Source organism: Tenacibaculum sp. SDUM215027, from assembly GCF_050566205.1.
GTDB lineage: Bacteria > Bacteroidota > Bacteroidia > Flavobacteriales > Flavobacteriaceae > Polaribacter.
The window spans coordinates 128,779-142,692 of the sequence record NZ_JBNXUE010000004.1 but is presented as its reverse complement, the minus strand read 5'-3'; the positions used below and the strand labels follow the sequence as shown (position 1 = coordinate 142,692).

Below are 13,914 nucleotides of genomic sequence, written 5' to 3'. Positions count from 1 at the left end.
TTCTATCTTCTCTTTGCAATTTTGTTTTATTAATTATAAAAACAAAGAGAATGAAAATAATTGTATTTGGTGCTACGGGTACTATAGGTCAAGAATTAGTAAAACAAGCTTTAAATAAAGGGTTTGAAGTTACTGCATTTGTAAGAAGCCCAGAAAAGCTGAAGTCACTAACTTCAGAAAAACTAACTTTTGTTCAAGGAAATATCACCAATATAGATGATGTAGAAAAAGCGATTAAGCATCATAAGGCTGTCTTTTGTGCAATAGGTGATGGTAAGGTAGGAACAATTAGAACGATAGGAACAAAGCATATTATAAAGGCGATGAAAAAAGCAGGTATCCAAAGGTTAATTTGTCAAACCACACTTGGTATGGGAGAAAGTTATGGAAACTTAAACTTTGTTTGGAAACACATTATGTTTGGAATACTTCTAAAAAAAGCTTTTCAAGACCATAAACAGCAAGAACAATACATTATTAAAAGTGATTTAGATTATACAATAGTTCGACCTAGTGCTTTTGTTAATGGAAACATAACGAATGCCTATAAAGTTGGATTTGATGGTACATATAAAAATTTAAGTCTTAAAATAACTCGAGCTGATGTTGCTAATTTTATGCTGAAACAACTTCATACCAATCAATATTTAAAAAGAGCAGTTAGTATTTCAAATTAACTATATAACTAAAAGACTTCATATAAATCAGCAAATAATAGCAACCTTTTACTATATTAGTTCTTACAGAAAACGTAGTAAATTCAGATGATCTAAAGTATTTTTTTGACATAAATAATTACACATAACTATGTAATAAACAATGAGTATAAGTACATGAAAATAAAAATAGAAAAATTTCATGACCCTGATTTTTTATTCTATTTCCAGTTGGTAAATGATGAAAAAGTAATGGAAATGATAACAGAAAGAGCTATTGAACTAGAGGAAGCTAAAAAAGACTTTTACAAACTAATTGATAATAATAAGCTTGACATAAATTTTGGAAATTTTAAAATAATAAGAGAAGACACAAATGAATTTATTGGGTTAGCTAAATTAGAGATTCAAGAAATAAATAGTGAAGAAGCTGAGCTTGGATACATGCTTTTACCTAAGTACTGGGGAAAAGGAATTGCCAGTTTGGTTGGAGAAAAACTTATTAAAATAGGTAAAAATCAACAATCTTTAAAACGAATTTATGCTATCATAGATCCTAAAAACATTCCTTCAAGAAAAATTTTAACTAATAACGGATTTATATCAAAAGAGTTTAAGGATTTTGACGGATTACCAGGTGAAATACTTGAATTACAGTTACAAGAAAAACAATACTAAATCTATGAAAAAACTTTTCCTAACATCTTCTTTTATTGATGTTTCTGAATATTTTGAATCTTTTGTAGGAAGTACTAAAGGAAAAACAATCACTTTTATCCCAACTGCAAGCGTTAAAGAAGAATATACTGGCTATGTAGATAATGATAGAAAAGCTTTTGAAAAGCTTGGAGTAATTATTGATGAACTAGATATTTCTAATACTTCAAAAAGCAAAATAGAGGAAACAATTAAAAAGAACGAATTTATTTATATTTCAGGAGGAAATACATTTTACTTACTTCAGGAGTTAAAGGCATCTGGTAGCGATGAGATTATACGAAACGAAATAAAAAAAGGGAAACCATATATAGGAGCTTCGGCAGGTTCAATAATCTTATCTAAAAGTATACTGTTTGTAGAAAAAATGGACGATAAATCCAAAGCTGAAAAATTAGTTAATTATGATGCTTTAAATTTGGTTGATTTTTACACTTTACCACATCACACCAATAAGCCTTTTAAACATATTGTTGAAGAAATTATTACAGACTATAATAACAAAATAAATTTACTTCCTATAAGTAATACAGAAGCTATTTTAGTTTCTGGGGTTACGATGGAGATAATAGGTACAAAATAAATGAAATCAATAATCCTAAATCATAAAAAAAGTTGAAAGCAATTACTTTAAAAAACTTTGGAGGAGTTGAAAACTTTGAACTCGTTGAAGTAGATGATCCTAAATTAAAAGATAATGAGGTTTTAGTTAAAATAAAAGCAACTACGTTTAATCCTATTGATTATCAAATGCGACAAGGCTCTACAGAAAGTAAACTACTAAAATCACCTATTTTAGGAAGAGAGTTTTCTGGAGAAATTATGCAATTAGGAAAAAACATAAATACATTTGACATAGGAGATAAAGTTTCGGCTTATGTTGGAAGTTTGGGTTCAAATGGTACTTACGCTGAATTAATAAGTGCTCCTGCAGAATTACTTGCTAAAACACCTTCTCAATTAACTTTTGCAGAAGCTACTGCAATTCCAATGGTAGGTATGACTGCCTTACAATGCTTTAATCGCTTAGCTATACCTAAAGAAAAACCTATTTTTATATCAGGTGGTGCTGGTGGGGTTGGTACTGTTCTTATTAAATTGTTAATAGCTAATGGAAATACGAATATTTATACAACAGCAGGGAATGACGAAAGTATACACCATTTAAAAAGCTTAGGAGTAAATAGTAATAATATTATCAATTATAAAAATCAAGATATAGTAAAGGTACTGAGCAATAAAGTTGGTAGTTTTGAATATATAATAGATTTAGTGGGAGGAAATATGTCTGAAACTTGTGCAGAACTTATTGATATTTTCGGGACTTATGTAGATATAACTTTTCTAGCTACAGTAAAAGCAAAAGAAACTTTGTTTGATAAGGCTACCCAAATAATAAATGTAGCTAACTACGCTCCTACCCTGAAAGAGAATTCTGAAAATCTTGAATACTATGGAAAAATGCTAAAGGAACTTTTCAATAAAATTGAAAAAGATATTATCAGTCCTACAGCAATAAAAACAGTAGGCTCTTTAAGTGTTGAAACTGTTAAAAAAGCACATCAACTCATGGAAAATAATCAAACTAAAGGAAAAAAACTAGTGATGACAGTATAAAATAGAGGGATTCCCCTCTATTTTATATTAGCTTCTGTTTTTTAAAACATTTTCAATATCGGTTAACGTAAAACCTTTAGCTTTTAGTAAGATTAAATAGTGATATAATAAATCGGCAGCCTCGTTTTTAAATAGTTTATCATTATTGTCTTTCGCTTCAATAACCAATTCTACCGCCTCCTCTCCTACTTTTTGGGCTACTTTATTAATACCTCTTTTGTAAAGTTTATTTGTATATGATGTTTCAACATTATTATCTATTCTGTCAGAAATAATACTTTCTAACGAATACAAAAAGCCTTTAGAACTTTCTTCTCCAAAGCACGAAGTTGTTCCTTTGTGACAGGTCGGACCTTCTGGAGTTACTTTAATCAACAAAGTATCATTATCGCAATCTACCTGAATATCTTTTACCCATAAAAAGTTCCCTGATTCTTCACCTTTTGTCCATAACCTATTTTTACTTCGACTATAAAAAGTAACTTTCTCTTCATTTTGTGTTTTAGTGAATGCTTCTTCATTCATATACCCTAACATTAACACTTGTAAGGTGATATTATTTTGAATTACTACAGGAACTAAACCTTTTCCTTTTAAAAAATCTATATTCATCGTATTGGTATGTTTTTATATTTTAATTCATTTTTTAGTGTTGGTATTGGTATTTCACCAAAGTGGAAAATACTAGCCGCTAAACCAGCACTAGCTTCTGTTTTTGTAAAGACTTCTTCAAAGTGCGCTACTTTTCCTGCACCTCCTGAAGCGATTACAGGAATGTTTACCATTTTACTCACCGCGTTGGTTACATCAATATCAAACCCGTTTTTGGTACCGTCACTATTCATTGAGGTTAGTAAAATTTCACCAGCACCCAATGTTTTCACTTTTTTTGCCCAAAAAACAGTTTCAAGTTTTGTTTCAAAAGTTCCTCCTTTAGTGAACACTTTATATTCTCCATTTACATTTTTGGTGTCAATGGCAACCACTACAAACTGACTCCCAAATCGATTTTTTAAATCGGTAATTAATTGCGGATTTTTAACTGCGGAAGAATTGATACTCACCTTATCTGCTCCTGCTTGAATCAAAGCTACTGCATCTTCTACAGTACTGATTCCCCCACCAACAGTAAACGGGATATTAATCTCTTGAGCGATTGTTTTTACCAATTCAACTAAGGTTTTTCTGTTTTCTAACGTAGCTGTGATGTCTAAAAATACTAGCTCATCAGCTCCTTGTTTTACGTATTGCCTCGCTAACTCAACAGGATCCCCAGCATCTCTAATATCTATAAAATTAACTCCTTTAACAGTCCGTCCATTTTTTATATCCAAACAAGGAATGATTCTTTTTTTTAACATGCTTTAGCTTATAAACTCTTGTAATTCTTTTAAACTGATATTTCCTTCGTAAATAGCTTTACCGACAATGGTTCCTTCACAACCAATTTCTTTTAATCGGTGTAAATCATTCATATTTGCTACACCTCCACTAGCAATTAAGTTTGCTGAGGTTTTACTTAAAATTTCTAAATATAAATCAACAGAAGCTCCTTGTAACATCCCATCTTTAGCCACATCGGTACAAATGGTATTGGTAACACCTATTTCTTGGTATTCTTTTATAAAATCTACAATATCAACTTCTGAAGTTTCTAACCAACCATTGGTGGCTATTTTTCGGTCTTTACAATCTGCTCCCAATATTATTTTATCCTTTCCGTATTTAGTTAACCACCCAATAAATGTATCTGGATTCTTTACCGAAATACTACCTCCTGTTATTTGGTTTGCGCCACTTTCAAAAGCTATACGAGCATCTTCATCAGACTTTAAACCTCCTCCAAAATCGATTTTCAAATTGGTTTTGGTAGCAATTTGCTCTAACACTTTGTTATTTATAATTCTACTAGATTTTGCTCCATCTAAATCAACTAAATGCAAATATTGGATTCCGTTAGCTTCAAATTCTTTAGCTACTTCTAACGGACTTTCATTGTACATTTTTTTGGTGCCGTAGTCCCCTCTTGTTAGGCGAACACACTTACCGTCTATAATATCTATGGCTGGTATAATTCTCATTTTTAATCTGGTTTATAACTTTAAAAAATTCTTTAACAACTGTTCTCCTGCATCTGCTGATTTTTCTGGATGAAACTGCATTGCATAAAAATTATTTTTTTGCATTACTGAGCTAAATGGAACTATATAATCACAAATTGCTAATGTATTATTACTTACTTCTGCATAATACCCATGAACATAGTATACATCATCTTCCACAGCTATGTTTGTAAACAATTCAGAAGATTTTAATTCAGAAAAATTATTCCACCCCATGTGTGGTACTTTCTCTTTTGGTGGAAATTGTTTCGTTTGAGAATCAAAAATCCCTAAACATTGCGTATTTCCTTCTTCAGAAGATGTACACATCAATTGTAGTCCTAAACAAATTCCTAAAACAGGTTGTTTTAATGAAATAATTAACTCATCTAGTTTTCTTTCTTTTAAATATTGCATTGCTGAACTTGCCTCACCTACTCCTGGAAATATTACTTTATCAGCTAACTTAATTTCATCTGGATTATCAGTAATAATACTTTCGTACCCTAATCGGGTTATAGCATTTTGTACCGAGCGTATGTTTCCTGCATTGTATTTTATAATGGCTATCATGCTTCAATTATCATTTAACAGTTATCAGTTGTCAATTTATTAGTTATTGTTCATTGATTACTGATTATTGTTCTTTGTTATAATACTCCTTTTGTTGAAGGTAAAATCATCTTGTCTACATCTCTTTTTACAGCTACTTTTATGGCTTTTGCAAAAGCTTTGAAAATAGCTTCTATTTTGTGGTGTTCGTTAGTTCCTTCTGCTTTGATATTCAAATTACATTTGGCTCCATCAGTAAACGATTTAAAGAAATGATAAAACATTTCCGTAGGCATTTTACCTATCATTTCTCTTTTAAAATCAGCTTCCCAAACCAACCAATTTCTTCCTCCAAAATCAATGGCTACTTGCGCTAAACAATCATCCATAGGCAAACAGAAACCATAACGTTCTATGCCTAATTTGTTTCTTAAGGCTTTATAAAATACTTCTCCTAACGCAATGGCAGTATCTTCAATAGTGTGGTGTTCATCAACTTCTAAATCACCTGTTACTTGGATATTTAAATCCATTTGACCGTGACGTGCTATTTGATCTAACATGTGGTCGAAAAAAGCAATACCTGTATCAATCGTACTCTTTCCTGTTCCGTCTAAGTTTACATCAATTTTTATTTGAGTTTCGTTTGTGTTTCGCTCAATAGAAGCTGAACGATCTTCTAATTTTAAAAACTCGTAAATAGCATTCCAATCGTTGCTTTCTAAAGCTATAAAATTATCTAACTCCTCTCTTTTTACAGTAATTTCATCAGTACCTAAACTCGTTTCATCGTTTATATAAATTCCTTGAGCTCCCAAGTTTTTTGCGAGTTCAACATCAGTTAAACGATCACCAATCACAAAAGAGTTTTTTAAATCATACTCTTCGGAAAAGTATTTGGTAAGTAATCCTGTATTGGGTTTTCTTGTTGGTTGATTGTCTTTAGCAAAAGTTCTGTCAATAATCTCTTCGGTAAACACAATTCCTTCTTCTTTCAATGTGTTCATTACAAAGTTATGTACAGGCCAAAAGGTGTTTTCTGGATATACCTCTGTTCCTAGTCCATCTTGATTCGTTACCAATACCAGCTCAAAATCTAGTTCTTTGGCTATTTTACTTAATCCTTGAAAAACTTTCGGGTAAAATTGTAATTTCTCAAATGAATCTGTTTGTTCATCAGCTGGTTCTTTTATTAAGGTACCGTCTCTATCTATGAATAGTATTTTTTTCATCTTCCTCTTAAAATTTAAAGTGAGCTTTCCACTTCACTTGATCTAACACTTAATTGTTGAAGTGCTTCTATTAATTTTTTATTCTCTTTTTCGCTTCCTATTGTAATCCGTATGCAGTTGCTTACTAAGTTATTTCGATTTCTAGTGATAATTTTCTGATCTACTAACAAGTTATACAATTCATTAGCATTTGTAACCTCTATTAGTATAAAATTAGCTTCTGATGGATATATCTTTTTTACCAATCCCACTTTTTGCAGCTGCTTCTCGAATTTTTCCTTCTCATTGAGAATTATATTTTTCTCAATTTCAAACTGTGCTAAATTATTTAGCTTATTAAGTACAGCTTCTTGATTTAAAGTACTTACGTTATAGGGTGGTTTTACTTTATTATATAGATCTATAATTTCTTGACTAGCATACGCTGTTCCAACTCTAATACTCGCCAATCCCCAAGCTTTACTAAAGGTTTGACTTACGATTAAGTTAGGATAGTTTTTCAATTCACTTATAAAAGATTCTTTGGTACTGAAATCAATATATGCTTCATCAATAATTACAATTCCTTTGAATTTACTAAGAATAAACTCAATTGTTTCTTTTTTAAAACAATTACCCGTAGGATTGTTAGGTGAGCAAATGAAAATTAGCTTTAGTTTTTCATCTTCGAAATAACTATTTAAAGTATTTTCATCAATCTGAAAATCTTCGGTCAAAGCTAATTCAATCAATTCAACATCGTTTATAGCTGCCGAAACACTATACATTCCATAAGATGGTGTAAAAGTCAGCGCTTTGTCTTTTCCTGGGTTACAGAATATTCGAAAAGCTAAATCGATTACTTCATCACTTCCATTTCCTATAAAAATTTGATTTGTATCAACACCTTTAATTTCTGACAATCGTTCTTTAATCGCTATTTGTTGTGGATCAGGATAACGATTTAAGGTACCAAATGGATTCTCATTTGCATCTAAATACACTTCAGCAATTCCTTTAAACTCGTCTCTAGCCGAAGAATACTCTTTTAATTGCTGAATGTTTGGACGTACTATCTTTTCTAAACTAAACATTGCTAATCTCTTTTAATCTTACCGTAATTGCATTTTTGTGTGCTTGTAAGCCTTCTGCTGTTGCCATAAGCTCTATAGCTCCACCTAAATTCTCAATACCTTCTTTGGTTACTTCTTGAAAGGTAATTTTCTTTACAAAACTGTCTAATGAAACTCCACTATAATTTTTAGCATATCCATTAGTCGGTAATGTGTGATTGGTTCCACTGGCATAGTCACCAGCACTTTCACAGCTATAATTCCCTAAGAATACTGAACTTGCATTTATAATTTCTTCAATATATTCAGAAGCTTTTCCTGAAGCTATAATTAAGTGCTCTGGAGCATATTCATTACTAAAATCAACACATTCTTCTTTAGACTTTAACACTACTGCAAAACTATTTTCAATCGCTTTTTTAGCTAGTTCTTTTCTAGGTAACTCTTCTAATTGTTTTTTTACTTCTCCTACTACATTTTGTGCGACTTTATCAGAGGTCGTTACTAAAATTGCTTGACTATCAGCTCCGTGTTCTGCTTGTGATAATAAGTCTGCCGCTACAAAAACAGGATTTGATGTTTCATCTGCAATCACAAGCACTTCACTAGGCCCTGCAGGCATATCAATAGCTATTCCTTGTTGTTGTACCAGTTCTTTTGCTTTCGTTACAAACTGATTCCCTGGCCCTAAAATTTTATATACTTGAGGAATGGTTTCCGTTCCATATGCCATGGCTCCAATAGCTTGAGCTCCTCCTACCTTGAAAATTTTAGTTACTCCTACCAAAGATGCCGTGTATAAAATAGCCGGATTAACTTTTCCTTCTTTATTGGTTGGTGTGCATAGTACAATTTCTTTGCATCCAGCTATTTTTGCTGGAATTCCTAACATTAAAATCGTAGAAAACAAAGGAGCAGAACCTCCTGGAATGTATAATCCAACCTTTTCAATTGCGACACTTTTTCTCCAACAAGTAACTCCTTTTGTTGTAGTTATCTTTTTAGGTGCTTCTTTTTGAGAGTTGTGAAATGTTTCAATATTAGATTTTGCTAATTGTATGGCTGATTTCAACTCATTAGATACTAAGTTTTGTGCTTCTTTTAATTCTTCTTTAGAAACTTCTAGCGTGGTTAAAGAAACTCCATCAAATAATTGTGTATACTTTTTTAAAGCTTTGTCATTATTAAGTTTTACATCATTTAATATTGTTTGTACTGTTTCTTGTAAGCTGTTTTCACTAATTGTAGCTCTTTTACAAAGAGAATTCCAAGTTTGTATTGCTGGATTTTTTATAATTTTCATCTTCTTAGTATAATCTTGTTAAACAACCATTTTTTCTATTGGGCAAACTAAAATCCCTTCTGCTCCATTGTTTTTTAGTTCATCAATAATTTCCCAAAATTGATTCTTATTGAGTACAGAATGCACCGAACTCCATCCTTCTTCAGCCAAAGGAAGTACTGTTGGACTTCGCATTCCTGGTAAAATATTGATGATTGTTTCTAATTTTTCATTCGGAGCGTTTAGTAGCACATATCTTGATTGTCTTGCTTTTAAAACAGACTGAATTCTGAACTGTAATCTGTTTAGAATTTCTTGTTGTTGATTTTTAATTTCAGGAGAAACTGCTAAAACAGCTTCCGAAGTCAATAAAACTTCTACTTCCTTTAAATTGTTTTTGAAGAGTGTTGATCCGCTTGAAACGATATCACAAATTCCATCTGCTAACCCTATATTGGGAGCTATTTCAACAGAGCCATTTATAATATGTAATTGTGCTTTGAGTTTATTTTTAGTTAAGAATCTTTGAACTGTTCTAGGGTATGATGTAGCTATTTTTTTATCTTGAAAATACGTGATTCCGTCATAGTTTTCTCCTTTAGGAATTGCTAATGATACTTTACACTTGGAGAACCCTAATTTTTCTGTGAATTGAATATTCTCTCCTTTTTCAATCAACAAGTTTTCTCCTATGATCGCTGCGTCTACTACGCCATCTTTTAGATATTGAGGAATGTCACCGTTTCTTAGATAGAAAATTTCTAACGGAAAATTGTTTGCTGAAGCTTTAAGCTGATCCTTACCATTATCGATTGAAATTCCACAATCTTTTAAGATTTGTAAGGAGTCTTGGTTAAGTCTTCCTGATTTTTGTATGGCTATTTTTAATTTACTCATTTTAGTTTTGAATGGGTTTGAGTAAATCGTTTAGAGAAGATTATTTCCTGGCGCCTTGGAAATAAAAAACCCGTTTGATTTACTCAAACGGGTTTAAAATATATCTTGATTTTATTCAATACATTTTCAGTTCGCTTGAGTGCAAATATGAAAATGATGATGATGTAATTGAATAAAACTCATGTCTTTGTGTTTGTTATCACAAATATTCATTTTTTATTTTTAATTATGCAAGCTTTTTTTAATAAAAATAAAAAACCACCTAAAATTAGGTGGTTTTTGTTTTCTGTTTTCTTTTAGAAATATACTGTTATCTAAAATCAATTTTACGCATACGTAAGCTTTCAGGAGTAACTTCTAAGTACTCATCACCTCTAATATACTCCATACATTCTTCTAAAGAAAAATCAATTTTTGGGGCAATTTTAACACTGTCATCATTACCCGAAGAACGTACGTTGGTTAATTTTTTTCCTTTAATTAGGTTTACAGCCATATCATCCGACTTCGAATTTTCACCAACTACCTGACCTTTATAAATCTCTTGGTTAGGATCGATAAAGAAACGTCCTCTATCTTGTAAACGGTCAATTGCATAAGCAGTAGCCTTTCCTGTTTCAGAAGAAATGATAGCTCCTTTTAATTCCTCAGCAAACTCTCCTTTATATGGTCCGTATTCGCTAAATCTATGGTTTATAATTGCTTGACCTGCAGTTGCAGTTAATATTTTATTACGTAAACCTATCAGTCCTCTTGATGGGATGGTAAACTCTAAATGTTGTAAATCTCCCTTAGGCTCCATTACTAATAAGTCACCTTTTCTTAAAGAAACTAAGTTAATAGCTTTAGAAGATACATCTTCAGGAACATCAATAGATAATGTTTCGTATGGTTCACTCTTAACTCCGTCAATATCTTTTAAAATTACTTGCGGACGTCCAACTTGTAATTCATATCCTTCACGACGCATTGTTTCTATTAATACTGATAAGTGTAATACTCCACGTCCGAAAACGTTGAATTTATCTTCAGTATCCGTTTCATCAACACGTAACGCTAAGTTTTTCTCCATCTCTTTGAATAAACGATCACGTAAGTGACGAGAAGTTACATATTTACCTTCTTTACCAAAGAAAGGAGAATTGTTAATAGTAAACAACATACTCATCGTAGGTTGATCTACTTCAATTCTTGGTAATGCTTCTGGGTTTTCTAAATCTGCAATAGTATCTCCAATTTCAAAATCATCAATACCAGTAATAGCACAAATATCTCCACTACGTACTTTATCAGTCTCTGCTTTACCCATTCCTTCAAAAACGTGTAATTCTTTGATACGTACTTTTTTCGTAGATCCATCAGCTTTACAAAGCATATATTCTTTGTTCTTTTCTAAGTCTCCACGATATACACGTCCAATAGCAATTCTTCCTTTAAAAGAAGAATAATCTAACGATGTAATTTGCATTTGAGGAGAACCTTCACGGTAAGGTGCTTCAGGGATAGTCTCGATAACAGCATCTAATAAATCGATGATGTCTTCTTTTGGATCTTGCCAATCAGTACTCATCCATCCATTTTTAGCTGAACCATAAATAGTTGTAAAGTCTAATTGATCTTCATTTGCTTCTAAAGCAAACATTAAATCGAATACTTTTTCATGTACTAAATCTGGTGTACAGTTTTCTTTGTCTACCTTATTTACTACTACGATAGGAGTTAATCCTAATTCGATAGCTTTACCTAATACGAAACGTGTTTGAGGCATTGGTCCTTCAAAAGCATCAACCAATAATAAAACTCCATCTGCCATTTTTAATACACGTTCTACTTCACCACCAAAGTCGGCGTGCCCAGGAGTATCAATTACATTAATTTTAACTCCTTTATAGTTTACTGATACATTTTTAGATAAAATGGTAATACCACGTTCACGTTCTAAGTCGTTGTTATCTAATAATAAATCAGTACGTTCTTTACGCTCATCTAAAATTTTAGCTTGATCTATAATTTTGTCTACCAGGGTTGTCTTTCCATGGTCAACGTGTGCTATAATAGCAATGTTTCTTATTGATTGCATTCGTGCTTATTTTGAAGCTGCAAAAGTAGTGTTTTATTATTTATGAATTACGAATTTTTATTTATGAATTCGTAATGTTTCATTCGAAGCTTTATAAAAACATCATTTTATGTGCTTTTCTCTTGTTTTAAAAGAGATTGAAGTAGATTCAATTACCACCTTTTTTAGAAGAAAAATATAAATATTGGGGCTAGAAGATATTATTCTGGTTTAGAATCTTCTAATTCCTCATCATCTGCTTTAAAAGCGCTTGGTAAAATATCAGGAATTAATTTTATAAGTAAAGGCAAAAGTAATGCACCTCCTGGTAGCATAAATACAGCAAAAGCAGGTATTGCTTTGCAAATATCAAGTGTTTGTTCTTTTACTTTTGCCTTTTCTTCATCTGTTAATGATGTTGTTAGTGATTTTCTAACAAGAAAGAGAAGCTCCCTACTTTCTTGGAGCTCTTTAGCTAATCTTTTTTTATTTTTATAGATAGCTTCTTTTATTTCATCAACTGTATTCATTAAAGCTTTCTACGTGCTTTTTCAGTTTTAAGTAAGTTTAACTCTCTTGAAGTTTGTCCTGCAACTGAAGTATTTTCTTCTGCTCTGCGTATTAAGTATGGCATAACATCACGAACAGGTCCAAAAGGAACATATTTCGCTACATTATACCCTTCTTTAGCTAAATTAAAGCTAATATGATCACTCATTCCATATAATTGACCAAACCACATACGCTTGTCGTTAGCAGCAATATTGTGTTCTTTGGCCAAGTCCATCAATAAGTATGAACTTTCTTCATTATGAGTTCCAGCAAAAATTGCCATATTCTTATGATCCATCATATAACGAACAGCTTCGTTATAATTATCATCCGTTGCTTGTTTATCTACACAAATAGGAGATTCATAACTATTTTCTTTGGCTCTTTCTCGCTCTTTTTCCATATAAGCTCCACGAACAACTTTCATTCCGATATGATATCCTTTTTGGTGTGCTCTTTGATGTAAATTTCGAAGATACTCCATACGATCGTGACGATACATTTGTAATGTATTGAAAACAATGGCTTTTTCTTTATTATAGATTTCCATTAACTCTTCAATTAAATCATCAGCCGCATCTTGCATCCAACTTTCTTCTGCATCTATTAGTAACGGAACGTCTTTTGTTTTTGCTGCTTTACATACAGTATGAAAACGTTTTACAACCCTATCCCACTCTATTTTTTCTTCAGAAGTTAATTCTTTTCCTTCAGTTAATTTTTGATACAAAGCAAAACGACCAAAACCTGTTGGCTTAAAAACAGCATAAGGAATAGACTGTTTTTCTTCAGCAAAATTAATCGTTTTTAAAGTCATTTTTAAAGCATCATCAAACTGTGCTTCATCTTCTTTACCTTCTACTGAATAATCTAAAATACTATGTACGTTACCTTGCTCGTACATTTTTTCGATATTTGGTAAGCAATCATCTTCACTTACACCTCCACAAAAATGATCGAAAACTGTTGAGCGAATTAACCCTTCAACTGGTAAATGTGCTTTTAAAGCAAAGTTTGTTACCGCAGTACCTATTCGAACCATTGGTTGGCTCTGAATCATTTTAAACAAAAAATATGCACGTTCTAACTCTGAGTCAGATTTTAATTTAAAAGCAGTTTCTGTATTGTCAAAAAGTCTCATTATCGAGGTAATATTATATCTTTAATTTATTGAGACAAATATAATTGAGTAGACT

15 protein-coding genes are annotated in these 13,914 nt (G+C 31.7%); 4 read left to right on the top strand and 11 right to left on the bottom strand.

Going from position 1 to position 13,914, the window contains the following annotated elements; translation table 11 throughout:
• The first annotated feature begins 50 nt into the window (after positions 1–50).
• From ACQYZ7_RS10635 to ACQYZ7_RS10620, 4 genes are all read left to right on the top strand, one after another.
• Positions 51–677, top strand: coding sequence for an NAD(P)-dependent oxidoreductase (locus ACQYZ7_RS10635; protein WP_430729726.1), 627 nt, complete (start codon positions 51–53; stop codon positions 675–677).
• Positions 678–833: 156 nt separating this feature from the next.
• The gene (locus tag ACQYZ7_RS10630) at positions 834–1,334 is read left to right on the top strand and encodes a GNAT family N-acetyltransferase (protein WP_430729725.1); all 501 of its coding nucleotides are present in this window, start codon (positions 834–836) and stop codon (positions 1,332–1,334) included.
• Between the two features lie 4 nt (positions 1,335–1,338).
• A complete protein-coding gene (locus tag ACQYZ7_RS10625) occupies positions 1,339–1,956 on the top strand; it encodes a Type 1 glutamine amidotransferase-like domain-containing protein (protein ID WP_430729724.1) in 618 nt (205 codons plus the stop codon).
• Between the two features lie 32 nt (positions 1,957–1,988).
• The gene (locus tag ACQYZ7_RS10620) at positions 1,989–2,990 is read left to right on the top strand and encodes a quinone oxidoreductase family protein (RefSeq protein ID WP_430729723.1); all 1,002 of its coding nucleotides are present in this window, start codon (positions 1,989–1,991) and stop codon (positions 2,988–2,990) included.
• Between the two features lie 27 nt (positions 2,991–3,017).
• Here ACQYZ7_RS10620 and hisIE read toward each other — a convergent pair whose 3' ends face one another.
• From hisIE to ACQYZ7_RS10565, 11 genes are all read right to left on the bottom strand, one after another.
• The gene (gene hisIE, locus ACQYZ7_RS10615; RefSeq protein WP_430729722.1) at positions 3,018–3,602 is read right to left on the bottom strand and encodes a bifunctional phosphoribosyl-AMP cyclohydrolase/phosphoribosyl-ATP diphosphatase HisIE; all 585 of its coding nucleotides are present in this window, start codon (positions 3,600–3,602) and stop codon (positions 3,018–3,020) included.
• Positions 3,599–4,351 (bottom strand): imidazole glycerol phosphate synthase subunit HisF, encoded by a 753-nt coding sequence (gene hisF / locus ACQYZ7_RS10610; protein ID WP_430729721.1) that lies wholly within the window; start codon positions 4,349–4,351, stop codon positions 3,599–3,601. The genes hisIE and hisF overlap by 4 nt, the downstream gene beginning before the upstream one ends.
• Positions 4,352–4,354: 3 nt before the next feature.
• Positions 4,355–5,071 carry a 1-(5-phosphoribosyl)-5-[(5-phosphoribosylamino)methylideneamino]imidazole-4-carboxamide isomerase gene (gene hisA, locus ACQYZ7_RS10605; protein ID WP_430729720.1) on the bottom strand — a complete coding sequence of 239 codons (717 nt, stop codon included), beginning with the start codon at positions 5,069–5,071 and terminating at the stop codon, positions 4,355–4,357.
• Between the two features lie 12 nt (positions 5,072–5,083).
• A complete protein-coding gene (gene hisH / locus ACQYZ7_RS10600; RefSeq protein ID WP_430729719.1) occupies positions 5,084–5,665 on the bottom strand; it encodes an imidazole glycerol phosphate synthase subunit HisH in 582 nt (193 codons plus the stop codon).
• Positions 5,666–5,742: 77 nt separating this feature from the next.
• Positions 5,743–6,876: a bifunctional histidinol-phosphatase/imidazoleglycerol-phosphate dehydratase HisB gene (gene hisB, locus ACQYZ7_RS10595; protein ID WP_430729718.1), complete on the bottom strand. Its 1,134-nt coding sequence runs from the start codon at positions 6,874–6,876 to the stop codon at positions 5,743–5,745.
• Between the two features lie 14 nt (positions 6,877–6,890).
• On the bottom strand, positions 6,891–7,949 hold the full coding sequence (gene hisC, locus ACQYZ7_RS10590; RefSeq protein ID WP_430729717.1) for a histidinol-phosphate transaminase: 1,059 nt from the start codon (positions 7,947–7,949) through the stop codon (positions 6,891–6,893).
• Positions 7,942–9,231, bottom strand: coding sequence for a histidinol dehydrogenase (gene hisD / locus ACQYZ7_RS10585; protein WP_430729716.1), 1,290 nt, complete (start codon positions 9,229–9,231; stop codon positions 7,942–7,944). The genes hisC and hisD overlap by 8 nt, the downstream gene beginning before the upstream one ends.
• Positions 9,232–9,249: 18 nt before the next feature.
• Positions 9,250–10,107, bottom strand: a complete 858-nt coding sequence (hisG, locus tag ACQYZ7_RS10580; protein ID WP_430729715.1) for an ATP phosphoribosyltransferase — start codon at positions 10,105–10,107, stop codon at positions 9,250–9,252.
• Between the two features lie 310 nt (positions 10,108–10,417).
• Positions 10,418–12,187 carry a translational GTPase TypA gene (gene typA / locus ACQYZ7_RS10575; protein WP_430729714.1) on the bottom strand — a complete coding sequence of 590 codons (1,770 nt, stop codon included), beginning with the start codon at positions 12,185–12,187 and terminating at the stop codon, positions 10,418–10,420.
• 200 nt (positions 12,188–12,387) lie between these two features.
• Positions 12,388–12,696: an LETM1 domain-containing protein gene (locus tag ACQYZ7_RS10570; RefSeq protein WP_430729713.1), complete on the bottom strand. Its 309-nt coding sequence runs from the start codon at positions 12,694–12,696 to the stop codon at positions 12,388–12,390.
• Complete coding sequence (locus ACQYZ7_RS10565; protein ID WP_430729919.1) at positions 12,696–13,862, bottom strand: proline dehydrogenase family protein; 1,167 nt, start codon at positions 13,860–13,862, stop codon at positions 12,696–12,698. The genes ACQYZ7_RS10570 and ACQYZ7_RS10565 overlap by 1 nt, the downstream gene beginning before the upstream one ends.
• Between the last annotated feature and the right edge of the window lie 52 nt (positions 13,863–13,914).

Bases quoted from the DNA above. Each gene is read 5' to 3' on its own strand.
- hisC (WP_430729717.1), bottom strand. From the start codon at position 7,949: ATGTTTAGTTTAGAAAAGATAGTACGTCCAAACATTCAGCAATTAAAA.
- ACQYZ7_RS10625 (WP_430729724.1), top strand. From the start codon at position 1,339: ATGAAAAAACTTTTCCTAACATCTTCTTTTATTGATGTTTCTGAATAT.
- hisF (WP_430729721.1), bottom strand. From the start codon at position 4,351: ATGTTAAAAAAAAGAATCATTCCTTGTTTGGATATAAAAAATGGACGG.
- hisD (WP_430729716.1), bottom strand. From the start codon at position 9,231: ATGAAAATTATAAAAAATCCAGCAATACAAACTTGGAATTCTCTTTGT.
- ACQYZ7_RS10630 (WP_430729725.1), top strand. From the start codon at position 834: ATGAAAATAAAAATAGAAAAATTTCATGACCCTGATTTTTTATTCTAT.
- typA (WP_430729714.1), bottom strand. From the start codon at position 12,187: ATGCAATCAATAAGAAACATTGCTATTATAGCACACGTTGACCATGGA.
- hisA (WP_430729720.1), bottom strand. From the start codon at position 5,071: ATGAGAATTATACCAGCCATAGATATTATAGACGGTAAGTGTGTTCGC.
- hisIE (WP_430729722.1), bottom strand. From the start codon at position 3,602: ATGAATATAGATTTTTTAAAAGGAAAAGGTTTAGTTCCTGTAGTAATT.
- hisG (WP_430729715.1), bottom strand. From the start codon at position 10,107: ATGAGTAAATTAAAAATAGCCATACAAAAATCAGGAAGACTTAACCAA.
- ACQYZ7_RS10570 (WP_430729713.1), bottom strand. From the start codon at position 12,696: ATGAATACAGTTGATGAAATAAAAGAAGCTATCTATAAAAATAAAAAA.
- ACQYZ7_RS10635 (WP_430729726.1), top strand. From the start codon at position 51: ATGAAAATAATTGTATTTGGTGCTACGGGTACTATAGGTCAAGAATTA.
- hisH (WP_430729719.1), bottom strand. From the start codon at position 5,665: ATGATAGCCATTATAAAATACAATGCAGGAAACATACGCTCGGTACAA.
- hisB (WP_430729718.1), bottom strand. From the start codon at position 6,876: ATGAAAAAAATACTATTCATAGATAGAGACGGTACCTTAATAAAAGAA.